Source organism: Salinivibrio proteolyticus (assembly GCF_027286365.1).
GTDB classification, from domain to species: Bacteria; Pseudomonadota; Gammaproteobacteria; order Enterobacterales; family Vibrionaceae; genus Salinivibrio; species Salinivibrio proteolyticus.
In genome coordinates this window covers 448924-473009 of sequence record NZ_CP114584.1, presented here as the reverse complement: position 1 = coordinate 473009, position 24086 = coordinate 448924, and the positions used below count along the sequence as shown (strand labels likewise).

Sequence of the window (24086 nt, the reverse complement as noted above, 5' to 3'; positions counted from 1 at the left end):
TCTTACGCGAACAGCGGGTTTACTTTGTTGGTATCGATGTCGAATTTCTTGATAGCGTCCGCTACCAGTTTCTTGTCAACATCGCCACGCTTAGCCAGCTCGTTAAGCGCCGCAACAACCACATAGCCTGCGTTCACTTCGAAGTGACGACGTAGGTTTTCGCGGCTGTCAGAACGACCAAAGCCGTCAGTACCCAGAACTTTGTAAGATTCCGCTGGGATAAACGCGCGAACTTGGTCAGCGTAGTTCTTCATGTAGTCAGTCGCAGCAATCGCAGGCTCAGTTCCCATTACAGTTTGGATGTAAGGAACTTGTGCGTCTGAATCTGGGTGCAACATGTTGAAGCGATCTGCATCTTGGCCGTCACGTGCCAGCTCGTTGAACGAGGTCACGCTGTATACGTCAGACGCTACACCGTACTCATCGCTAAGCAGTTTCGCCGCTTTGCGCACTTCAGTCATGATGGTGCCAGAGCCCATTAGCTGAACTTTCGCTTTGTCGCCCGTATAGGTTTCTAGCTTGTAGATACCTTTACGGATACCTTCTTCCGCACCCTCAGGCATGGCTGGCTGATGATAGTTTTCGTTCATCAGCGTCAGGTAGTAGTAGATGTTTTCTTGGTCAGGACCGTACATGCGACGGATACCGTCTTGCATGATCACCGCCACTTCGTACGCGAAGGTTGGGTCGTAAGAAACACAGTTAGGTACAGTGCTCGCCAGAATATGGCTGTGACCGTCTTCGTGCTGCAGACCTTCACCGTTCAGGGTAGTACGACCGGCAGTTGCACCCAATAGGAAACCACGTGCTTGTTGGTCACCTGCCATCCACGCCATGTCGCCAACACGTTGGAAGCCGAACATTGAGTAGTAGATGTAGAATGGGATCATTGGCAGATCGTTGGTGCTGTAAGAGGTCGCCGCCGCTACCCACGATGACATCGCGCCTAGCTCGTTGATCCCTTCTTGCAGTACTTGACCGCCTTGGTCTTCTTTGTAATAAGACACCACACCACGGTCTTCAGGGGTATAAGTCTGACCATGTGGGTTGTAGATACCGACTTGACGGAACAGACCTTCCATACCGAAAGTACGCGCTTCGTCAGCAATGATAGGTACAATGTTTTTGCCGATGTTTTTGTCTTTCAGCAATACATTCAAAGAGCGTACAAAGGCCATGGTGGTGGAGATATCACGCTTCTGCTCAGACAGCAGGGCTGAGAAATCATCCAGTTTTGGCAGTGTTAGCTCTTTAGTAAAATTAGGCAGACGTTGCGGGGTGTAACCGTGCAGCGCTTTACGGCGCGCGTGCAGGTACTCATGCTCCGCAGAACCTTCTTCCAACTGTAGGTAAGGCAGGTTTTGTACGTCTTCATCAGACAGCAAGTCTTGCAGGCCAAGACGATCACGCATGGCAATGACGTGCGTCATGTCCATTTTCTTCACTTGGTGCGCGATGTTCTTACCTTCTGCCGCTTCACCCATGCCGTAACCTTTAACGGTTTTCGCTAGGATCACGGTTGGACGGTCATTGCACTCTTGCGCCGCTTTGAACGCAGCAAACAGTTTTGATGGCTCATGACCACCACGCTTCAGTGCAAAGATTTCTTCGTCGGTCATATCCGCAACCAAAGCAGCTGTTTCTGGATACTTACCGAAGAAGTGTTCACGCACGTAGGCGCCATCTTTTGATTTGAAGGTTTGGTAATCGCCGTCGATGGTTTCGTTCATCAACTGCAGCAGTTTACCTGAGGTATCTTTCGCCAGCAGTTTATCCCAGCCAGAACCCCAAACCACTTTGATCACGTTCCAGCCAGCACCTTTGAATAGGCCTTCTAGCTCTTGGATGATCTTACCGTTACCCATTACAGGGCCATCAAGGCGCTGCAGGTTACAGTTGATCAAGAAGCATAGGTTATCCAGTTTTTCACGGGCCGCAAACGACAGCGCACCGCGTGATTCTGGCTCATCCATCTCACCATCACCCAAGAACGCATAAACGCGTTGCTCTGAGGTGTCTTTCAGACCGCGACCGTTCAGATACTTGAGGAAACGCGCTTGGTAGATAGACGCAATAGGACCCAGACCCATAGAAACGGTAGGGAATTGCCAGAATTCAGGCATCAGTTTCGGGTGTGGGTAAGAAGAAATACCTTTACCGTCTACTTCTTGGCGGAAGTTGTCGAGCTGCTCAGCAGTGAGACGACCTTCAACAAACGCACGCGCGTAGATACCTGGAGAGATGTGACCTTGATAATACACCAAATCGCCGCCGTCTTTTTCATTCGGCGCACGGAAGAAGTGGTTGAAACAGGTCTCGTAGAAAGCAGCCGATGACTGGAATGATGCCATGTGGCCACCCAGCTCTAAATCTTTCTTGGACGCACGCAACACGATCATGATTGCGTTCCAACGAATGATAGAACGGATACGACGTTCCAGATTCACATCACCTGGGTAAGCAGGTTCTTGATCGGCAGGAATGGTATTTACATAGTTGGTGGTCACGCCAGTTGGCATGTCAACACCGTCTAAACGTGCTTGTCCCAGTACTTGCTCCAGAAGGAACTGGGCACGTTCTACACCTTCTTCACGAACGACTGACTCGAGGGCTTGTAGCCACTCTTGAGTCTCAAGTGCGTCCACGTCATGTTTCATGACTTCAGACATGGCGATCTATCCTTTCGTTGATTGACTCATACAAAACAAACGTTGTCGCAGCTGGAGACACCGCTTGCCCTTTCTTTTGGGCGAATCCGGTGTTACTCCAACTCGTCCTTGCGTTGTTGAATTCGACGCAGAGACCGTTCTCGACGGCTTTCTTCACGGCCAAGATCCAACAGAGTTTCCTCAATGTAAGCTAAGTGTGCATGTGACGCCTGTCTGGCTTTTTCTGGTTCGCCAGCAGTAATCGCATCCACGATCTCAGCCCGGTGTCGGCTGACGTTTTCCACCGTTTCTTGGCGGCGGTAAAGTAGCTCAAAGTTTTGCAGAATATTCTGCTCCAGCAGCGGCGCAAGACTGCGCATAATATAAAGCAGCACCACATTGTGTGCCGCTTCCGTTACTGCAACTAAATACTGCATGACAGCCGAGGCTTCTGCCTCTAAATCCCCTTGTTGCTGCGCATGACGAATCGCATCATGGCAGTCACATATCCGCTTGAAGTCTTCTTTCGTACCGCGGAGGGCGGCAAAGTAAGAAGAGATGCCTTCCAGCGCATGACGTGACTCCAGCAAATCAAGTTGGGTTTCAGGATGGTCCGCCAATAACTCTAGCAGGGGTTCAGAGAATCGCTGCCACAGTCGTTCACTGACAAAAGTGCCGCCACCTTGTTTACGCGTCAGCAACTTTTTAGCTTCAAGTCGCTGGATCGCTTCGCGCACTGACGGACGCGACACATCAAATTGTTTTGCCAACTCCCGCTCAGGCGGTAACTTCTGGCCCGGCGATAAAGTGCCTTCCAGAATTAAACCTTCGAGCTCTTTCTCGATAACATCTGAGAGTTTGGGTTGACGAATTCTTTGATATGCCATTGTTTTTGTTGACCATCCGTCTTAGCAGCTTTCACTGCCTTCGACAGAAACTGACTGGTTGTCAATTGGTAATACCAATTTTTTATAATCCTTTAAAGTTACCAGACAGCAGATATTGTGTCCACCAGAAGTTTGATTGACATCATGGAAACGACTGTATCTTTAAGGTGACAGTCGGCACACTCTGGCTCGCAAAAATTGGTCTGACCAATAAACACTTTATTAACAACCCGCCTTTTTACAGCTCCACGAGCCCAAACAAGCGCGAGATGCCGCCACACTACTTGGCGATCAGCGAATTATAATAGGGCCAATCAAATGCAGGGCCCGGATCGGTTTTTCTCCCCGGCGCAATATGTTCATGGCCGGTAATACGATCACAGGTAATGGCTGGATAATACTGCATCAGCGTACGGGTGATCGTCGCTAAAGCTTGGTACTGCGGATCGGTATAAGGTAGGTCATCCGTGCCCTCGAGCTCGATACCGATCGAAAAGTCATTGCATTGCTCGCGTCCATCAAAACACGAAGCGCCAGCATGCCACGCACGCTCGTTGAATGGTACAAACTGGATCACACTTCCATCTCGTCGGATCAGTAGGTGCGCGGAGACGCGAAGATCGGCGATCTCGGCAAAATAAGGGTGCTTACTCGCGTCGAGCTGACCTTGAAAAAACTGTTCGATATAGGGGCCATCAAACTGTCCTGGCGGGAGGCTAATATTGTGGATGACCAGTAAGGAAATCTCTTCCCCATCGGGTCGTTGATTGTAGTGGGGAGATGGGCAAGCGCGCGCGCCCACCAGCCAATGATCATTGATGTTTGAAAAAGACATGCCGCTATCCATGGTTGGACTGGACGATTACTCTATCTCGCGGGTGTTCAGATTGGAATAGAAGCAGCAACCCGCGCTTGGGTTCGCTTTGGCATGATACATGGCTGAATCAGCTTGATTCATCAATTGTTGCAATTCCAGTCCATCGGTTGGGAAACAGCTCACCCCGATACTCAGAGAAAGCTCCAACTCTGCACCATTGGTCACCATTGGCGCGCGCATTTCTTGAATAATACGCTCAATCACCTCTTTCAGTGCCTGTTTATCCGCCAATAAATCGAGCCAAACAATAAACTCATCGCCGCCTAAACGCCCAACTAAATCAGAACGTCGCACGGCAAGCTTTAACCGCTGGCTAACGACTTTTAGCAGTTCGTCGCCCACCCCGTGACCATAGGTATCATTCACTTCTTTAAATCGGTTTACATCGATAAACAGCAACGCGGCTTTTGTTTGCGCGCGTGAAGCACGCATCAAGGCAACCTCCACATGTGACTCAAACGCACGGCGATTAAACAGTCGAGTGAGTTCATCATGCTCGGCTAAGTACATTAGCTGCTGCTGTTGCTCTCGCAGTTGCTGAGTTTGTTGGGCAATCTCTTCGGCGAGTTGCTCTTTACGCACCATGGTATTTTTCAGCGTTCGCTTCATCTCGTTAACGTGGGCGGCAAGATCAGACATTTCATCAGAAGTGTCGAGTGAGAGCTGAGTGGTTAAATCCCCTTGCTTGATTTTCGCCACATCGTCATGCAGCTCCTCAAGCCGCTGAAAGAAACGCCGCCGTGTATTGGTGGCTAATGCGGTCACTAACAGCGCCAATAAGATCAGCACCCCCCCATGGAGGAGAAGCAAGGCTTTTTGTTGCTGCCCAGCAGAGTGCATCGCTTCTTGACGCATGGAGAAGGCCGCCTCACTCATGGTTTGTAGTAGCATGTTATAGCGAGAAAACACCATCAATCGCGCACTTTCCGTGGTATTGATATCGCTCTGACGCCGTGCCGATAACACTAATAAAGTGTCAATACTTTGTGCCGCTTGGCGAATCGCTTGGAGCGGCTGGATCGGCAATTCACGATTTTGTTCACGAAGGCGTTGCAGCAAGGTTTGGTTGGCATGATACGCATCTTGGCGTGTTTCCGCGCTATGGTACTGCTGATATAACCAAAGCCTTCCCCGCACCGCATCAATTTGTGAATGCAAAGAAACAATGGCATCAAGACGATGTTGGACCTGCGTTTGTTTATAAAACAACTCTACGGTGATAAGTAAGGTGATCATGGTGAGCGCAGCACAGGCGTACACAACGACACTTAACTGTTGTCCTATCTTCATTTTAATAAGCTCGCCTTATGCGTCGCCTCCGTTAAAGGGCCAGGATTTAGCAAACGACGAAAGCCCGGTTCCGTCCCTGCCACTAGCCCGGCTTCTCGTGCCCACATAGCTTGATTTTTTAAGCTCAGGAGTAAAGCGTCGCTCAAGGAAAGCCGAAAAAGATAGTCTTGCCAAAGCCATGCCAGCTGGTCGTCGGGCATTGACAAGTAGTCGGCCACCACTGTCTTTGATTCATCGGGATGGAGATGAATATAGTCAATCGCATCATTCAGCCCTGCAATCACCTGACGCATACGCTGGTGTTGATGAATGTTTAACGGGCTTCGGCTCGCCAGTAAAAAAGAGAGGTTGTGCAGCCCCTTACTGTTAAATTGCGATACGCGCTGTTGCGCCTCTTGCATCACTTGATAGCCATAAGGCTCCCAAATTGAAATCGCATCGACTTCTCCACGCAATAACGCGCCGGGGAGTTGGTCTGGAGAGTAGTAGGCCTTTCGTATCGGCAACTCAGACAGGCCATTCAGATTGAGCATTAAGTCTAAGAAGAACTCACTGGCGCTCGATTGCACTACGCCAATACGCGCATTCGCCAGCACATCGAGCGATTGGTGAATCGGCAACGTCAATGACCAGAGTTTGACGTCGTTATTGGACTCTACAAAACTGGCGAGGATATTAAAGTCATCACGTTGAAAGCTATTAAACATCGCGACGGTTTCCGACACCGTCGCGAGATCGGCATCTCCCGCCATCAGCGTATTAAAACTTTTTACCCCACCATGAACCGGTAAAAGGCTAACATTCACACCGTGGCCGGCAAAAAAACCCTGTTTCTTCGCGATGATAATGGGCGCGGCAAGCGGTGTGAGAGATACTGCAATCGTCACGGTCGGACTGCTGTTGTTGACAGGCGCACGCACTCCTTGCCACGCCCAATACCCCAGTATCGCGATGGCTAACATGGCACATAATGCAAATAGTCGTTTCATTGTTGCGCCTCATAAGTGTGTGCTGACACCAAGTATAGTCAAGGTTTAGACAGGCCATGCACAAAAAACAAGGCGATAAAAAAGTTTACCGCTGCAGTGGCTGCATTTCATCACCAGTGAGGTTATCATTTCGGCAACTTTTGACTGCACCAGTGAGCCAAGATGACGTCGACAACTTCTCCATTTCGCGCGGTACACGATAGCGATAGCCGCTTTGCTTATCTCACCTCGCACCTTGATGCGGACGTAAAACGTCTAGTTTCTGAGACACTTCGAGAAGACTTGGGAGGAGAGATTGATCCCAGTCAGGACATTACCGCAAGCTTGATCCCTGCCGACTCGGTCTCTACCGCTATTTTGATCACCCGAGAAGCTGGGGTATTTTGTGGTCAGGCGTTTGCCGATGAGGTGTTTCGTCAACTTGGCGGTGCCGTGTCGCTCACTTGGCATGTCAAAGATGGCGACACAGTGACACCAAATCAAACTTTGTGCACCCTGCACGGCCCCTCGCGGATTATTTTGACCGGCGAGCGCAATGCGATGAATTTTATTCAAACGCTATCCGGTTGTGCGAGCAAGGTGGCGACTTATGTGGCGGCGCTTAATGGCACGCTCACACAATTGCTCGATACCCGCAAAACCATTCCAGGGCTGCGGAGTGCGTTGAAATACGCGGTCGCGTGTGGTGGCGGCCATAATCATCGGATTGGAGTGTTCGATGCCTATTTGATCAAAGAAAATCATATTCTTGCCTGTGGGGGCATTGCTAATGCCGTGCAAGAAGCTCGTCGCCTTAACCCCGATAAGCCAGTGGAAGTAGAAACAGAAACCTTGGCCGAGCTGCAACAAGCCATTGATGCGGGGGCCGATGTGGTGATGCTGGATAACTTCACCATTCCCATGATGCGTGAAGCGGTTGCGCTCAACCAAGGCCGTGTCGCCCTCGAAGTGTCTGGAAACGTCACCTTGGACACTCTCGCCGACTATGCCGCCACAGGCGTCGATTATATTTCCGTGGGCGCGCTGACCAAGCATGTTACCGCGCTCGATTTATCCATGCGCTTTCAGTAATCCACCTGTTCGCAAGATAATGAGGCCGCCTCTTACCCGCGGCCTTTTTTATAACAATTCTGTGACAAAAAATTTGTCGTCTGTCGAACACTGCAACAGAAAAAACCCACTGTTACATCAAGGTTTTATCCTTGACTCTCAAACTCATGTTTCCCCTCTTTTTTGCGCCACACACAGGAGAGTAAAGTGCTGGCACTGATTGTTGCCCACTCACTTTGCGGCAACTCATGATTACGAGGAGAGAAATAGGATGAAAAAGCAACAAGGGTTTAGCTTGATTGAGTTACTGGTGGTATTAGGCATTATTGGCGCATTGACTGCCATCGCCATTCCGCAATATCAAAAGTATCAAGATAAAGCCAAAGTCACTGCCGCGATTGCCACGCTGACCAATATGCGCTCCGTGGTAGAAGCAAAAATTATCGAGACGGGCGCGTTCCCAAAAGACGCGGATAAAAAAGGACTTGGTATTCCTGATGATGTAAAAATCAACGCCATTAATGGCGTTGAAGGAAACATGAAAATAGCCGTACAGGGGATGCCGAAGGGTAATGAAGTCACACTCGCACGGTCTCCTGAAGGCAAGTGGACATGCGAGCCATCATCAAAAGATCTCGAAGTCAATGGCTGCAAGCAAGCGAGTAAAAACCAGCCAACACCTTAAGCAAATATAAAACAGGGACTCGCAATGATCCCAACCGCTCAGTTGTATCAAGCCGGTTTATTGACTGATGCCCAGCGCGATATGCTGGGCATTGGCGACAATACTTCGCTCAATCTTGCGCATATACTCGATGCTGGGGTTGACCCCACCGCGCTCGCCAACACCCTCGCCACGCTGCACCATCTTCCGTTCGCAGAGAGCCATCAGTACCCGTTTAAAGACACCTGCTATGCCCTCGACCGGCGTGATTTAATTCAGCGTCACCAAGTGTTACCGCTTGCTCAGCAAGGCCAAGAGCTATTACTGGGGGTCAGTGATCCAGATAACGCAGAAGCTGTCGCCGACTTTCGCTTTTCTACTGGGCTCAATGTCCGGTTAGTGGTGCTCAGTCAGCCAGATTTGGATGCTGCGTTACGCCACTTATACGGGGCAGATATCGATGGCACTGGCGATGGTATCACCATCAGTGATCAGGACTTGGCGGCCCTGACCGTCACCGATAGCCCACAAGAGGACAGTGCCGAGCTACAAAGCGATCAGGCGCCCATCAGTCGTTACATTCAACAGATCTTAGTGGATGCGGTGCGCAAAAAAGCCTCCGACGTGCATTTCGAGCCTTTTGAGCATCACTACCAAATTCGTTTTCGCCAAGACGGTTTATTACAAACCTATGCTCATCCTCCGGCAGGGGTCTCGCGGCGACTGTCGACCCGGCTCAAAATCTTAGCCCAACTCAATATTGCCGAACGACGTTTGCCACAGGACGGGCGCATCAAGCTGACCCTCACCGCCGACCATACCGTCGATATGCGCGTCTCTACCCTGCCAACCATTTGGGGCGAGAAAGTAGTGGTTCGTCTGTTGGATAATGGCCAGCAGCAATTAACCTTGCATGATTTAGGCTTAACCGAGTGGCAACGCCAGCACTATCAAGACGCATTAGATAGACCGCAAGGCATGATTTTGTTTACCGGCCCAACCGGAAGCGGCAAAACCGTCTCCTTGTACAGTGGGTTAAAGTATCTCAATCAGCCCGAGCGTAATATTGCCACCGTCGAAGATCCGGTTGAGATCCAGCTAGAAGGCGTCAACCAAGTCAACGTTAATACGGCCATTGGTTTAGATTTTGCCACCGCACTCCGTGCATTTTTGCGCCAAGATCCCGATGTAGTCATGGTGGGGGAAATTCGCGATCTCGACACCGCTGAAATCGGGATCAAGGCCGCGCAAACTGGTCATCTGGTGTTATCAACCCTGCATACCAATTCCGCCGCCGAAAGCATCACCCGTTTGTCCCATATGGGCATTGCCCCCTACAACCTTGCCAGCTCCCTAACTTTGGTGGTGGCCCAACGTTTAGTCCGCCGTTTATGCCCGATGTGTAAACAGCCGCATCCAGCTGATGATCCGCACCTTCAGCACTTAGCTAACCTCTATCCGACGTTAACCCCAAACACCTTGTACCAAGCTCATCCTCACGGCTGCTATCAGTGTTATCAAGGCTATCAGGGTCGCACAGGGGTGTATGAGGTGCTTCCTGTCACCGAGACTATTGCCAGCGCCATTTACCGCAATGCCAGTGCCATCGAACTGACCCAACTGGCGACAGAGGAAGGGATGTGGCGATTGGCCGAATCCGGGATTGCCAAACTCAATCAAGGGATCACCAGCATTCAAGAGCTTACTCGCGTTATTCAGCTTGCCTAAGGAGTCTTCATGGCCAAACCCACGCTGTTTCTCTTTCATTGGCGCCAAGCCGCTGCAGGCGGCGACAAAAAAGGCCAGGTGTTCGCCTATACCGAGCAGGATGCTCGCCAACAGCTGGCGAGCCAATCGATCTTGCCCACACGCATCATTCGCCGTCGACTATCGAGCTTTCAGCAGCGCCGTCACAAAGCCAAAGCGGCGGATATCACTCAGTTTTCCCGCGATCTCACCACTCTGCTAGAGTCTGGGATCCCTATCGTACAGGCCCTCAACCTCATCGCGCTCAATCAGGTCAAAGCCGAGATGCGCTTGCTGGTGCGTCATATTCGCCAGCAACTCGAAGCGGGCACCAGTTTAAGCGATGCGTTGGCGCAAGCGAGTCCCTTGTTTGATCGCTTCTACTGCGATCTGGTCGCAACAGGCGAGCAAACCGGGCAATTGCCGCAGGTCTTTGCCCGTTTAACCTTGTATCGTGAAAAACAGGCGCAGCTTCGCAGTAAAGTGATTAAAGCCATGATCTATCCCAGCATAGTGATCAGCGTGGCCTTGGGAGTGAGTGCCTATCTGCTGGTATTCGTGATCCCGAAATTTAAACATATTTTTGACTCCTTCGGCGCCGAGCTACCTTGGCTGACCCAACAAGTCCTCGCCTTATCCGACATCGTGAGCCAACACGCATTGACCATCACACTGATAATGGCGGGCCTTGCCGCTGCCCACCAGCTACTGCAGCGTAAAAACGCGACCTACCAATATTACTATGACCGCTGGCTACTGCGACTGCCCGTCATCGGTGAAGTGGTGAGTAAAGCCTGTATTGCCAAATTTTCTCGTACCCTCGCCACCACCTTTAGTGCTGGTATTCCGTTACTTTCTGGCTTACAAGCGGCAACAAAATCCATGACCAACGCCTATTATGTTCACGCGCTTAATGCAGTATATCAGCACACTGCAACGGGTATTCCACTCCACCAAGCATTGCGTGACAGCGACAGCTTCCCTGTGATGGTGACGCAAATGGTGATGATTGGCGAAGAGTCGGGCTCACTCGATAATATGCTCAACCGCATCGCGCAAATCTATGAAGCCGAAGTCGATAACACCGTTGACAACCTCGGTAAAATCATCGAGCCCTTGTTAATTTTAGTGCTGGGGCTATTGATTGGCGGCTTGGTAGTGGCCATGTATTTACCGATTTTCAATCTGATGTCCGTTCTTGGCTAGCCAAGATAGAGTCTCTCGCCACAAGGCGCTATGATGCGCACAAGGTTTATACCCAGAAGGTCCCATGTTGATATTCTCATCGCCGTTATTCATCGTTCTTGCCGGCCTATTCGGCCTGATTATCGGTAGCTTTTTAAATGTGGTCATCGCACGTTTGCCAATCATGATGGCGCGTCGTTGGCGCCAAGAATGCTTAGCCACCTTTCCTGATGCAAACATTGAGGCCCAAGATGGGCAGCGCTTTGATTTGTGCCTTCCCGCGTCTCACTGTCCGGCCTGTGAGCAAACCATTCGTTGGTATGACAATATTCCGCTACTCAGTTGGCTGGCTTTAAAAGGCCGCTGCCGCCATTGCCAACATCCCATCAGTAAACGCTATCCATTGGTGGAGCTGACCGGCGCGATACTTTGCATGCTCCCCGCATGGCTTTTCACCTCCCCGACATGGGCCATCGCGGTGATGGCGGCTAGTTTAGTGTTGTTAGCCTTAACCTTGATTGATTGGGAAACCCTGCTGCTGCCCGATCAACTCACCTTACCCTTGATGTGGGCTGGCATCAGCCTTGCGCTAATCGGCATTAGCCCCGTCACCCTCAGTGAGAGTGTCATTGGTGCCATGGTCGGTTATGTCAGCCTTTGGAGCCTCTTTTGGGCCTTTAAGCTCACCACCGGCAAAGAAGGCATGGGCTATGGCGACTTTAAGCTTTTTGCCGCCTTGGGGGCGTGGCTGGGATGGCAAGTACTGCCGCTATTGATCCTGCTGGCCTCATTAAGTGGCGCCGTGATTGGCGCGATCGTACTCCGCCGTCAGCAGCAAGGGCTGCAGCAACCTTTCGCCTTTGGTCCTTTTATTGCGATCGCCGGCTGGGTCTGCCTCCTGTGGGGTGATGGCCTGTTACACTGGTATCTTTCACAACTATTGGGAATGCGTTAATGGGATTAGTGATTGGGCTTACTGGCGGTATCGGTAGCGGCAAAACCACGGTTGCCAACCAGTTTGCGGCCAAAGGCATTGAGGTGATTGATGCAGATGTGATTGCACGCAATGTGGTGGCGGTTGGCAGTGAAGGGCTTGCGGCAATCGCCGCGCGCTTTGGTGAATCAGCCCTGCTGCCCGATGGGCAATTGAATCGCGCTTGGCTCAGAGAGCGGGTCTTTTCACACCCAGACGACAAACGTTGGTTAGATGACTTACTGCACCCAATGATCCGTACCCAGATGATCAGCGCTTGCGCGCAAGCACGCTCTTCCTACTGTTTGCTTGTGGTGCCGTTATTGGTGGAAAATAACCTCATGGCATTAGCGGATCGCATTTTGGTGGTCGATGTTGATGAGCAAACCCAAATTGCACGGACATTAAAGCGAGACGGCGTGAGCCGCCAGCAAGTGGATGCCATTCTGGCTGCCCAAGCAACCCGTGCGCAGCGACTTGCGGTCGCCGACGACATCATCAACAATGATCAACCAGAGACGGAACTCCAACACCAGATTGATGCCTTACACCAGACGTATTTAACCTTGGCCGCCCAACATCACACCGGGGAGTAACCGGATAGGATCGCGAAACATTTATGACCAGCCTCACTTTGTATGAACACCCACTCAATGAACAGGTGCGAATTTATTTGCGCCTAGAGTACCTGCTCGATCAATTGGACGAAGTGAGCGGATTATCGGCCCCTTGCCACCATATTCAATTTTTCCGCAGTCTATTTGATTTGCTGGAAATTCTCGAACAAGTGCAAGTGAAAGCGGATCTTGCCAAGGATTTGGATAAGCTCAAGAAAAAGCTCAACGCTTGGGCGCATGTGCCACAGGTCGATCAACAGCAGCTACAACAACTGCTCGAGCAATTGGCCGAGCACCAACGCGCGGTCTTGCAAGCCAAGCGCTTTGGCCAAGCGCTACGCGAAGATCGCTTCCTGACCAGCATCAAACAGCGATTCTCCATTCCCGGTGGCAGCTGTAGTTTTGATTTACCCATTTTCCACTATTGGTTACATCAGCCTTTGGTCGCCCGCCAAAACGCGATTAATGGCTGGCTCGCCACACTATCACCGCTGCGTCATGCCCTAGCATTTTGGTTGCAACTGACCCGAGAAAGCGCACAAGATGGGCATGTCGAGGTTAAGCAAGGCTTCTATCAACAAGACGCTGATGGCGCGTGCCTGATCCGGATTCAGGTTAACCCCGATCTGGGCGTTTATCCGTTGGTTTCAGGACACAAAAACCGTTTTGCGATCCGTTTTATGCCATTTGACGATGATCGCGAGGTCGCCGACAATATGCCGGTATTTATCAGTGTCTGTTAAGGAGATGAGCGTGAGTGATACCCCCGCGGTGGTGAAATGTCCAACCTGCCAACAACCTGTTGTTTGGGGCGAAATCAGCCCGCATCGCCCGTTTTGCAGCAAACGTTGTCAGTTGATTGATTTAGGGGAGTGGGCCAATGAAGAAAAGGCGATTCCCGGTGCACCAGACAGCTCTGATGACGACCTATGGTCAGAAGGACAGGCGGAGTAATCTCCACCTGCCAAGACGAACGATCCGTGCTTAAAATCGAGCACGGATTTTCTCAAGCACCGCGTCATTCGCTTCAGGGAAGGTATACTCGGATAAACGTGCAATCGGTGCCCACTCACCATGCTGACCTTCCTGCCCTTGCGGTTCCCCTTCAAAGCGACTGACTAAGAAAAAATCAAAGCTTAACGCTTTATCTGGAAAATCAAAGTCTAGCGAAATAAAGGGGCTGACGTCGGTGGCATCAATTCCCACTTCTTCACGCAGCTCCCGCACCACGGCTTGGCGCGGTGTTTCGTTGGCTTCAATTTTTCCGCCGGGGAATTCCCACTTTCCGCCTTGGTGCACATCCGCATGGCGACGTGTAATAAATATCTTATCTTGCGCGGCATTAACAATCACACCAGCGGCAATGCTTACCCGTTTCATGAATACTCCTACTTACTACCGCCTACGCGCTATCCACTGTCTGTTGATATGGATGCAAGCACGTCAGCGAACGCGCGTCTTGGGGTATAAAAAAAGGCCGCTGAACGGCCTTTTTAGTCATACATAGTCAGGGTTAGATTTTACCGTGACATTGTTTAAATTTCTTCCCTGATCCGCATGGACACGGCTCATTACGGCCAACTTTTCGTCCATCGCGCACCACAGTTTCGTTGCCTGAAGCGTTCGCCTCGCCGTCACTGAGTGGGTTATCGGCTTTGGCATGATTTACTTGCTGTTGGCGAGCTGCTTGCTCTGCACGTGCTTGACGCTCCGCTTCCATACGCTCAACGTCATCAGGCTGTTGCACACGAACGCGGCTGAGTGTGGTGATCACGTCGGTTTTTAGCGCTTCTAGCATGTCTTCAAACAGCTCGAACGATTCACGCTTGTACTCCTGCTTCGGATTCTTTTGCGCATAGCCGCGCAGGTGGATACCTTGGCGCAGGTGATCCATCGCCGCCAAATGCTCTTTCCACAGCGTATCCAAAGTTTGCAGCATGACCGCTTTTTCGAAGTTGCGCAGTGTTTCAGCACCCACCGCCGCTTCTTTGCTCTTATAGACATCAATCAGCGATGACAGAATTCGCTCACGCAATAATTCTTCATACAGCTTGTCGTCTTCATCCAACCATTGTTGGATAGGCAATTCGATATCAAAATCTGCTTTTAAGCGCTGCTCTAGGCCGGCGATATCCCACATTTCTTCCAAAGATTGCGGCGGAATATATTGGCTAACCAGTGCATTCACTACATCTTCACGGTTATGCTCAATCATTTCACTGATATCGCTGGAAACCAGCAGCGCGTCACGCAATTCGTAGACCACTTTACGCTGATCGTTGGCCACATCATCGAATTCCAGCAGCTGCTTACGAATGTCGAAGTTACGTCCTTCTACTTTACGTTGCGCGTTTTCAATCGCCTTGTTCACCCAAGGGTGTTCAATCGCTTCACCTTCACCCATCCCGAGGCGTTTCATCATGTTAGAGACTTTTTCTGAGGCAAAAATGCGCATCAGTGAGTCTTCCATCGACAGATAAAAACGCGTCGAACCTGGGTCACCTTGACGACCAGCACGGCCACGAAGCTGGTTATCAATACGGCGTGACTCGTGACGCTCCGTACCAATAATGTGCAGGCCACCCGCCTCAACCACTTGGTCGTGAAGTTGCTGCCATTTCTCTTTCGCCGCTTCGACTTGTGCGTCTGTCGGCTCGTCAATATCACCCAGTACCTGCTTCCAGCTACCGCCTAGAACAATATCCGTACCACGACCGGCCATGTTGGTTGCAATCGTCACGGTGCCCGGATAACCGGCTTGTTCAACGATTTCGGCTTCGTGGGCGTGGAATTTCGCGTTGAGGACTTGGTGCTTGATGCCATCTTTTTTCAGCGCATTAGAAAGAAGCTCTGATTTTTCAATCGAGACGGTCCCGACGAGTACCGGCTGGCCTGCTTTCGCTCGCGTTTTAATGTCTTCAATAATCGCGGCAAATTTCTCACGCTCGGTCATGTAAACCTGATCAGCATGATCTTTACGCACCATCGGGCGGTTGGTCGGAATAACCACGGTATCCAATCCATAAATCGACTGGAACTCAAAGGCTTCGGTGTCCGCAGTCCCTGTCATCCCTGACAGCTTTTCATAGAGTCGGAAGAAGTTCTGGAAGGTGATCGAGGCCAGTGTCTGGTTCTCGTTTTGGATTTTCACCCCTTCTTTGGCTTCCACCGCTTGGTGTAACCCTTCAGACCAACGACGTCCCGGCATAGTACGGCCGGTGTGCTCATCAACGATGATCACTTCGTCTTCTTTAACAATGTAATCGACGTCGCGCTCAAACAGCACATGGGCACGGAGTGCGGCGTTAATATGGTGCAACAAGCTAATATTCGCGGGCGAATACAGTGTATCGTCTTCTGCCATCAAGCCGTTTTTCTTTAGCAGCTCTTCGACAAATTCTTGGCCGTTTTCGGTCATGTAGACCTGTTTGGCTTTCTCATCGACGGTGTAATGCCCATCGCCACGATATTCTTCTGAGTCTTCTTCGTCTTGCTTTTCGAGCTGAGGGATCAACGCGTTGATCCGCTGATACATTTCTGAGCTATCTTCTGCTGGCCCTGAAATAATCAGTGGTGTACGCGCCTCATCAATCAAGATGGAGTCCACCTCATCGACAATTGAGAAGTAGCGATCGCGCTGCACGCGATCTTCCGCACGAAACGCCATGTTATCGCGCAGGTAGTCGAAACCAAATTCGTTGTTGGTTCCGTAAAGAATGTCACACGCGTAAGCGGCTTTCTTCGCTTCCGGTGGCATGTTCGGCACATTCACGCCGACCGTCATGCCAAGAAAATCGAATAGCGGACGGTTTGTTTCCGCGTCACGTTGCGCCAAGTAGTCGTTGACGGTAACGATATGCACGGATTTGCCTGTCAGTGCATTCAAATAAGACGGCAAGGTCGCCGTCAGGGTTTTACCCTCACCGGTGCGCATTTCTGCAATCTGGCCACTGTGCAGCACCATGCCCCCGATCAGCTGAACATCGAAGTGGCGCATACCAAACACACGCTTAGATGCTTCGCGGACGGTGGCAAAGGCTTCAGGAAGCAGATCGTCCAAGCTTGCGCCTTGGTCGAGACGCTCACGGAATTCGACGGTTTTCGCTTTTAGCGCATCATCACTGAGGGATTCAAATTGGGGCTCTAGCTTATTGATTTCATCAACGACTTTTCGCAGCCGACGCAAAGTGCGGTCATTACGGCTTCCGATAACTTTAGTCAGGATTTTCGATAACATGGCGTTGCCGGTACTCTTTTTAATGGTCTTCCCACATGGGCGGCAGCTGCACAGCAATGATGCTGGTGTGCATTCAGTTCAACGCGGATAGGCTATGGTTCATCGATTCGACAGAAGATGCCAATGCGCGCATCTTTATTAGGTGGAGCCAAATCGGAAAGAATTCAAGGGCGGACAGTGCCGCTTAACAACTTATTTTCCGCGAAGCTGATTGTGAAATTAACAGGCTGCATTGAAAACACTATGCCTGTCGCTCTACCCATGCGACACTTACCTGTGAATGATTCGGTCACTTATAATAAGGGAAATTGGACCGACATCCTATGAATAATCAGGGACAGATAGGATCAATTAGGAAAAATTAGACGCTGTGCGACTGTTCACGCACCGAATTGACGATAAAAAAGACAATAGCCATGCGAGATCACCGACCCCGCTCTACGTTGCACCTGTTAGAGAGCGACAACAACAATATCGCTCAACGCGCTGTTGAGCTCGCCAAGCTAAATAAGTTGATCTTGGCCTTGTTGCCGGGCGAAACCTCTAAGGCTTGCCGGGTAGCAAACTATCGTGAGGGCGTGCTCGTAGTTGAAGCTGGCAGCGCTGCTTGGGCTATGCGGCTCAATTACGAGCGCCAACACCTTTTGTCCGTATTACGGCAAAAAGGCCTCGCCAGTCTCACCACCATTGAAGTGAAAATTAATCCAGCCTTGGCCGCCGTGGATAGAGAAGAAGATGCCGCCACTCCCGCGCGCCATTTGAGCAAAGCCTCGGGTGAGTTACTGCATGAGCTGGGGCAAAGTGCCTCACCAAAGTTAAAAGCGCGTTTAGAGGCCTTAGCCAAGCTAGCGACAGACACAAAAAAGCCAGAGTCGTGACTCTGGCTTGATTTAACAGGGTGTTGAGCAACTTACCATGATAAGGCAACTCTGCCCTATTTAGGTGCAAGTATTACGCAAGCACCATATCTGGATCAGCAAAGGCAACCGGTGATTTTTCCGTTTCTTCAAACGTTACCCACTCCCACGCTTCTTGATCCGCCAACACCGCACGCAGCAGCTGGTTGTTCAGTGCATGGCCCGATTTGTAGGCGCGCATTTCACCGATGATGCTATGGCCACACATGTATAGGTCACCAATTGCATCCAACACTTTGTGCTTCACTAATTCGTTATCAAAGCGCAGACCTTCTTCGTTCAAGATGCGGTAGTCATCCAGAACAATGGCGCAATCAAAGCTGCCGCCCAAACACAGGTTCTGTGATTGTAGGTATTCAATATCGCGCATAAACCCAAAGGTTCGCGCACGACTGATATCTTTGATAAACGACTGTGTCGAGAAGTCCATCACCAAATTTTGTTGCTCTGATTCAATCGCAGGATGGTTGAAGTCGATGGCAAAATCGAGGCGGAAACCGTTATACGGCACCAGCTCTGCCCATTTGTCGCCGTCTTCAATGCGAACAGGTTTTTTAATGCGAATGAATCGTTTTGGTGCGTTTTGTACTTCAATACCGGCAGATTGCAGCAAGAAGATGAATGGGCTTGAGCTACCATCCATAATCGGGATTTCTGGCGCATTGACCTCGATAATAATGTTATCGATGCCCATACCGGCAATCGCGGCACTTAAATGCTCGACAGTCGAGATACGCACGCCTTCGTCATTAACGAGCGCGGTACACAGCATAGTGTCGCGTACATCCGCTGGATCAGCCGGAAAGTCAACCGGCGGCTCCATATCGGTACGGCGATAAATCACGCCGGTGTTCGCAGGAGCCGGACGCAGAGTAAGCGTAACCTTACGCCCAGAGTGGAGGCCCACACCGGTCGTTTCGACAATACTTTTTAATGTTCGCTGTCTTATCATCGGCTTATCTCAACTTTTTCTCAAAAAAGTGTGCTCTGCGTCACTCATTACCCTGTCACCTTAGACAAAGGGAGCGTGATGATAGCACATCGCTGGCTACAAACCAAGCACTGGCACTAGTCAGCTTGCTTACGCAAAAACGCAGGAATATCGAGATAATCATGCTCGGTCTGCGATTTTGGCGCCGCGTTTGACGACGACGCAGCTGGCTGCTCTTTTGCCGCAGGCGTTGCCGCCTGAGGTTTTTCTTGCAAAGGCTGTGCCTTTTTCGGCTCGGCCGGTGCTTGCCCAGACTGTGCGTTGGTCACCAAGGTAATATCTGGCTTACGTTCGTTGCCAATCCCCGTTGCCACCACAGTCACTCGCAGCTCGTCGCTCATTTCCGGATCCATCGAGGTACCAATCACGACAGTCGCATTATCAGAGGCGAACGCTTTAACCGTGTTACCGACCGTCTCGAATTCATCAAGACGCATATCGAAACCAGCGGTAATGTTCACCAGCACACCGCGTGCGCCTGCTAAGTCGATGTCCTCAAGTAGCGGGCTAGAAATGGCCATTTCAGCCGCTTCTTCTGCTCGGTCTTCTCCCGTAGCAACCCCGCTTCCCATCATGGCGTGCCCCATCTCTGACATCACAGTGCGGACATCCGCAAAGTCGACGTTAATGTGGCCCGGACGGGTAATCAGCTCAGCAATACCTTGCACCGCGTTACGAAGTACATCATTCGCTTTCGCAAACGCATCTAGTAAGGTTATGCCACGACCCAGTACTTTGAGCAGTTTTTCGTTAGGAATCGTGATAAGCGAGTCAACATTCTTAGACAGCTCTTCAATTCCTTGCTCAGCAAAGGCCAGTCGCTTCTTACCTTCGAAGCTAAATGGTTTGGTGACCACTGCAACGGTGAGGATACCCATTTCTTTCGCAATTTCTGCGATGATAGGTGCTGCACCTGTCCCAGTACCGCCGCCCATTCCTGCTGCGATAAATACCATATCGGCACCTTCGAGCTCAGCTTTAATCGCATCGCGATCTTCAAGGGCAGAATCTCGACCTACTTGAGGGTTTGCCCCCGCGCCTAGGCCTTTGGTGATGTCACCACCAATTTGAATGACGGTGCCAACGCTACTTTTACGCAACGCTTGGGCGTCAGTGTTAATACTAATGAAGTCAACGCCTTCGATTGACTCACGTACCATATGCTCGACAGCGTTACCGCCGCCACCGCCAATGCCAACGACTTTAATTACCGCATCGTCAGACATTTCCATCATCGGTTCAAACATGAGTTCTCTCCGTCCTTCCTGTTCGCATCAGGGTTAAAATTCTTTCTTAAACCAGCTACTCAGCTTGCTTACCCAACTGGCAACAGCCCGCTTTTGCTCTGGTTCACTCGTTTCTGTCAGCAAGTTTTCTTTGCCGTAATGCAAAAGCCCAACCGCTGTTGCATAACATGGTGCTTGTACATAGTCGGTTAATCCGGTGACACCCACAGGCTGCCCAACTCGTACTTGATTCTGAAACACACGCTCAGCACATTCGACCAAACCGTGCATCTGTGCCGCACCGCCAGTCAGTACAATGCCTGCGGCTAACTGGTGCTTCACGCCTTCACTGCGTAGCTTGTCTTGAATGGCAACCAGCTTCTGATTGACCAATCCCAACAGCTCAGAACAACGTGGCTCAATCACTTCTGCAAGTGTCTGGCGCTGCAATGTCCGTGACGGGCGTCCGCCCACACTGGGTACATTGACTTTGGCATCCTTGCTGACCAATTCGCTAAGTGCGCAGCCGTACTTCACTTTAATGTCTTCTGCGTCGGCAAGCGGTGTTCCGAACGCGTAAGCAATGTCGCTGGTAATCACGTTCCCCGCATAAGGGATAACCTCTGCGTGGCGCAGCGCGCCTCCCGTCCAAACTGCGAGATCCATGGTACCACCGCCAATATCGACAACGCAGACACCCAGCTCACGTTCGTCCGGTGTAATCACCGCATGGCTTGCTGACAAGCCGGAGAAAATCAGTTGATCAACTCTAAGACCACAGCGTTCAACCGCTTTCTCAATATTTTTTGCCGTGTCATTGTGACATGTGATGAGGTGCACACTGGCTTCCATACGCACACCTGACAACCCCACTGGGTTTTTGATCCCTTCTTGATAGTCAATTTTATATTCTTGTGGGATCACATGGAGCACGCGTTGCTCATCACTAATCTTCACTGACTTGGCAGTGTGGATCACATTGTCAACGTCATCTTGGGTCACTTCCTCATCGGAAATCGTACCCATCCCTCTTTCAGTCTGGCAGTGAATGTGCTTTCCTGACAAAGAAAGATACACAGAACTGATTTGGCAATCCGCCATCATTTCTGCTTCATTCACCGCACGCTGGACGGATTTGACCACAGATTCTAGGTCGTTGACGCCACCTTTATCCATGCCACGAGACGGGCTGGTCCCCACGCCCAATACGTTGATGGTGCCGTCTGGCAGCACTTCACTGACCAGCGCAGACACTTTGGACGTACCGATATCCAGTCCAACAATCAGTGATTTATCTGTCGCTTTATTCATTCACACCATCTCTTAATCTTGGCTAGTCGTCTCTTCCGTCTCTGTTTTCCAACCTACGGCAGCACCTGTGTCATAGCGTAAGTCCACGTAAGCGATCGGTGTTTGTTGTTGCTGTATCTCAGGGTAAAGGTGCACAAACCGCGCTAAGCGCTCTTCTCGTGCTTCTCGACCCAACTCAATCCGTATGCCGCTGCGTGTCACGATACGCCAAGAGCGTCGCTCGTTCAGTGATAAAGCTTGAATCGACAAGCCAATGCGATTGAGCTGCGCATTTAAAGTCTCACTGGCAGCAAGCACCTCTTTTGCACTCTCTGGCATACCGTGCAAAGACACCAGATCCTGTCCTGCAACATCCGCCGGCGTGCCATCAAAAATCTCGCCATCAGGCGTTAACAGCTTCTGTCCATTCCAGATAGCTCGCGCTTGATACTCGGTAATATGGACTTTCAAGGTGTTCGGCCACTGTTTGCGAACCGCCACGTGCTTAACCCAAGGCAGCGCCTCGATGTTTGCCTGGATGCTATTCACATCTTGCAGCATAAAACTTTTCAAGGTGCCGACCGACAACACAGCGTCGCGCACTTGCTGATCACTGACCTGAGTCCGAGCGCCTTCGATAACCAACTGAGACAAAGGCAGCTGCTGCTCATCGCTCATCCAATCGATCACTCGCACAAAGCCGGTCACCATCAAAAGAATGACTGCGGTAAGAAACACCAATCCCGCCCATTGCTGACGTTCAAGGTTCACCGTTTCTTGTATGCGTGTGAGCGCATTTACCATGCTCATACCTTTGTTATCGCCTTGTGTCGAGCAAGCTTGACACCCCCAGCGAAAAAACCGACTGATTATAGCGATCCCGCGCCTCGTGCTCCAACTTGATTGACGCTTTGTATCAATAAGCTGAGATCTGTTCCGAGCAATTTTGCTCTGTGATGCGAAAAAAGCCGCCTTTTTATTCGGATCATCCGAGTATGACACAGCTTTTTATCACATCAGTTTGTTTTTTGTTGTGCCATTTTTGCTTTATCCAGCGCCATTGCCGCTAAATTTCGCGCTACTTTACCAATGTCACCCGCGCCTTGTGTTAAAACTAAGTCATTCGCTTGCAGTACATTGGCCAATGCGGCCGGTAACGCCTCGGCATTTGGCACAAAAATCGGATCGAGCTTGCCTCGCGCCCGAATGCTACGACACAAACTTCTACCGTCAGCCCCGGCAATCGGTGTTTCTCCCGCGGAATAGACATCCAACATCAACAGCACATCCACGTTTTCCAGCACATTGGCAAAATCATCATAGAGATCGCGGGTACGGCTGTATCGGTGCGGCTGAAAGATCATCACCAAACGATGATCTTGCCAGCCAGCGCGTGCCGCTTTAATGGTGACATCCACTTCACTAGGGTGGTGACCATAATCATCAACCAATAACGCCGTTCCTTGCTCGACAGGGAATTCTCCCAGTTGGTCGAAACGACGTCCTGTTCCTTCAAAACTGGCAAGCGCACGCACAATCGCAGCGTCATCCACACCGTCTTCGGTCGCGACAGCAATCGCGGCACTGGCGTTTAATGCGTTGTGTTGTCCCGGAATATTGAGCTCTATGGTCAAGGTCTCGCGTCCCGGACGGGTGACTTTAAAAATCCCGCGCTGACCTTTTTGGTGATAATCGTGCAAACGCACATCGGCATCATCAGAAAAGCCATAGGTGATCACTTGGCGACCAATCGATGGGATCAGGGCGCGCACCACAGGATCATCAATACACACCACCGCTAACCCGTAAAACGGCAGATTGTGAAGAAAATCAATAAAGGTTTGCTTTAGCGTTTCAAAGTTACCGCCGTAGGTATCCATATGGTCGGCTTCAATATTGGTGACGATGGCGACCATAGGTTGTAAATGCAAAAAAGAGGCATCGCTTTCGTCCGCTTCCGCAATCAAATATCGGCTACTCCCCAAACGCGCGTTGGTGCCAGCACTTTTCACTAATCCCCCGTTAACAAAGGTGGGATCTAAACCGGCTTCCGAATAAATCTGTGTCACTAATGCAGTGGTCGTGGTTTTACCATGAGTGCCGGCAACGGCAATACCGTGCCGATATCGCATCAATTCGGCCAACATTTCGGCACGACGAACCACCGGAATGCGGAGCGATTTTGCCGCGACCACTTCCGGATTATCGGGCTTGATGGCGGTAGAGACCACCACCACGCTTGCTTTCTCAATATGACTGGCTTGATGACCGATAAAGATCTCTGCCCCCATGGACGCCAAACGCTCGGTGACCACATTTTGTGCAAGATCCGAGCCGGTTATTTGGTAACCTTCATTAATCAGCACTTCAGCAATACCACACATACCCGCACCGCCGATGCCCACAAAGTGGATCCGTTTCACCCGACGCATTTCCGGGATCATGGTACGAAGTTTTTCTAGCTGCTGATTATCCAATTTACCCATTCATCTTTTCTCT

The 24086-nt window shown here is 50.8% G+C and carries 21 protein-coding genes; 9 read left to right on the top strand and 12 right to left on the bottom strand.

Features of this window, described 5'->3' with window-relative positions; all coding sequences use genetic code 11:
• Positions 1-2: 2 nt before the first annotated feature.
• From aceE to N7E60_RS02345, 5 genes are all read right to left on the bottom strand, one after another.
• Positions 3-2669: a pyruvate dehydrogenase (acetyl-transferring), homodimeric type gene (gene aceE, locus N7E60_RS02365; RefSeq protein ID WP_269598020.1), complete on the bottom strand. Its 2667-nt coding sequence runs from the start codon at positions 2667-2669 to the stop codon at positions 3-5.
• A 92-nt stretch (positions 2670-2761) separates the two neighbouring features.
• Positions 2762-3535, bottom strand: a complete 774-nt coding sequence (gene pdhR / locus N7E60_RS02360) for a pyruvate dehydrogenase complex transcriptional repressor PdhR (protein WP_069586617.1) — start codon at positions 3533-3535, stop codon at positions 2762-2764.
• Between the two features lie 280 nt (positions 3536-3815).
• Positions 3816-4370 (bottom strand): 1,6-anhydro-N-acetylmuramyl-L-alanine amidase AmpD, encoded by a 555-nt coding sequence (gene ampD / locus N7E60_RS02355; RefSeq protein ID WP_269598019.1) that lies wholly within the window; start codon positions 4368-4370, stop codon positions 3816-3818.
• Positions 4371-4397: 27 nt separating this feature from the next.
• Positions 4398-5702, bottom strand: a complete 1305-nt coding sequence (locus tag N7E60_RS02350; protein ID WP_269598018.1) for a diguanylate cyclase domain-containing protein — start codon at positions 5700-5702, stop codon at positions 4398-4400.
• Complete coding sequence (locus tag N7E60_RS02345; RefSeq protein ID WP_269598017.1) at positions 5699-6691, bottom strand: ABC transporter substrate-binding protein; 993 nt, start codon at positions 6689-6691, stop codon at positions 5699-5701. Before N7E60_RS02345 ends, N7E60_RS02350 begins: the two co-directional genes overlap by 4 nt.
• Positions 6692-6853: 162 nt before the next feature.
• Here N7E60_RS02345 and nadC point away from each other — a divergent pair, with 162 nt between their 5' ends.
• From nadC to yacG, 8 genes are all read left to right on the top strand, one after another.
• Positions 6854-7762, top strand: a complete 909-nt coding sequence (gene nadC, locus N7E60_RS02340) for a carboxylating nicotinate-nucleotide diphosphorylase (RefSeq protein ID WP_269598015.1) — start codon at positions 6854-6856, stop codon at positions 7760-7762.
• Positions 7763-8012: 250 nt separating this feature from the next.
• Positions 8013-8426 carry a pilin gene (locus N7E60_RS02335; protein WP_269598013.1) on the top strand — a complete coding sequence of 138 codons (414 nt, stop codon included), beginning with the start codon at positions 8013-8015 and terminating at the stop codon, positions 8424-8426.
• Positions 8427-8450: 24 nt separating this feature from the next.
• Positions 8451-10133, top strand: a complete 1683-nt coding sequence (pilB, locus tag N7E60_RS02330) for a type IV-A pilus assembly ATPase PilB (RefSeq protein WP_269598012.1) — start codon at positions 8451-8453, stop codon at positions 10131-10133.
• Positions 10134-10142: 9 nt separating this feature from the next.
• Positions 10143-11357 (top strand): type II secretion system F family protein, encoded by a 1215-nt coding sequence (locus N7E60_RS02325; RefSeq protein ID WP_269598011.1) that lies wholly within the window; start codon positions 10143-10145, stop codon positions 11355-11357.
• Positions 11358-11421: 64 nt separating this feature from the next.
• Positions 11422-12291 carry a prepilin peptidase gene (locus N7E60_RS02320; protein ID WP_269598010.1) on the top strand — a complete coding sequence of 290 codons (870 nt, stop codon included), beginning with the start codon at positions 11422-11424 and terminating at the stop codon, positions 12289-12291.
• Complete coding sequence (gene coaE / locus N7E60_RS02315) at positions 12291-12905, top strand: dephospho-CoA kinase (protein WP_269598009.1); 615 nt, start codon at positions 12291-12293, stop codon at positions 12903-12905. The genes N7E60_RS02320 and coaE overlap by 1 nt, the downstream gene beginning before the upstream one ends.
• 23 nt (positions 12906-12928) lie before the next feature.
• Positions 12929-13669 carry a cell division protein ZapD gene (gene zapD / locus N7E60_RS02310; protein WP_269598008.1) on the top strand — a complete coding sequence of 247 codons (741 nt, stop codon included), beginning with the start codon at positions 12929-12931 and terminating at the stop codon, positions 13667-13669.
• 4 nt (positions 13670-13673) lie between these two features.
• Positions 13674-13880: a DNA gyrase inhibitor YacG gene (gene yacG / locus N7E60_RS02305; protein ID WP_069586608.1), complete on the top strand. Its 207-nt coding sequence runs from the start codon at positions 13674-13676 to the stop codon at positions 13878-13880.
• A 30-nt stretch (positions 13881-13910) separates the two neighbouring features.
• Here yacG and mutT read toward each other — a convergent pair whose 3' ends face one another.
• Together mutT and secA are read right to left on the bottom strand one after the other, a co-directional pair.
• A complete protein-coding gene (gene mutT, locus N7E60_RS02300) occupies positions 13911-14306 on the bottom strand; it encodes an 8-oxo-dGTP diphosphatase MutT (RefSeq protein ID WP_069586607.1) in 396 nt (131 codons plus the stop codon).
• Positions 14307-14439: 133 nt separating this feature from the next.
• Complete coding sequence (gene secA, locus N7E60_RS02295) at positions 14440-17163, bottom strand: preprotein translocase subunit SecA (RefSeq protein WP_077455358.1); 2724 nt, start codon at positions 17161-17163, stop codon at positions 14440-14442.
• Between the two features lie 416 nt (positions 17164-17579).
• Between secA and N7E60_RS02290 the strand changes: the two genes are divergently transcribed.
• A complete protein-coding gene (locus tag N7E60_RS02290; protein WP_269598006.1) occupies positions 17580-18041 on the top strand; it encodes a DUF721 domain-containing protein in 462 nt (153 codons plus the stop codon).
• Positions 18042-18114: 73 nt separating this feature from the next.
• Here the strand turns inward: N7E60_RS02290 and lpxC are convergent, their stop codons facing one another.
• The 5 genes from lpxC to murC all read right to left on the bottom strand — a co-directional run bounded on the left by lpxC (position 18115) and on the right by murC (position 24073).
• The gene (gene lpxC / locus N7E60_RS02285; protein WP_069586604.1) at positions 18115-19032 is read right to left on the bottom strand and encodes a UDP-3-O-acyl-N-acetylglucosamine deacetylase; all 918 of its coding nucleotides are present in this window, start codon (positions 19030-19032) and stop codon (positions 18115-18117) included.
• A gap of 116 nt (positions 19033-19148) precedes the next feature.
• Positions 19149-20318: a cell division protein FtsZ gene (gene ftsZ / locus N7E60_RS02280; RefSeq protein WP_077455359.1), complete on the bottom strand. Its 1170-nt coding sequence runs from the start codon at positions 20316-20318 to the stop codon at positions 19149-19151.
• 33 nt (positions 20319-20351) lie between these two features.
• Positions 20352-21608 (bottom strand): cell division protein FtsA, encoded by a 1257-nt coding sequence (gene ftsA / locus N7E60_RS02275; protein WP_069586602.1) that lies wholly within the window; start codon positions 21606-21608, stop codon positions 20352-20354.
• A 12-nt stretch (positions 21609-21620) separates the two neighbouring features.
• The gene (locus N7E60_RS02270; RefSeq protein ID WP_269598004.1) at positions 21621-22391 is read right to left on the bottom strand and encodes a cell division protein FtsQ/DivIB; all 771 of its coding nucleotides are present in this window, start codon (positions 22389-22391) and stop codon (positions 21621-21623) included.
• Between the two features lie 212 nt (positions 22392-22603).
• Positions 22604-24073, bottom strand: a complete 1470-nt coding sequence (gene murC / locus N7E60_RS02265; RefSeq protein WP_077662349.1) for a UDP-N-acetylmuramate--L-alanine ligase — start codon at positions 24071-24073, stop codon at positions 22604-22606.
• Between the last annotated feature and the right edge of the window lie 13 nt (positions 24074-24086).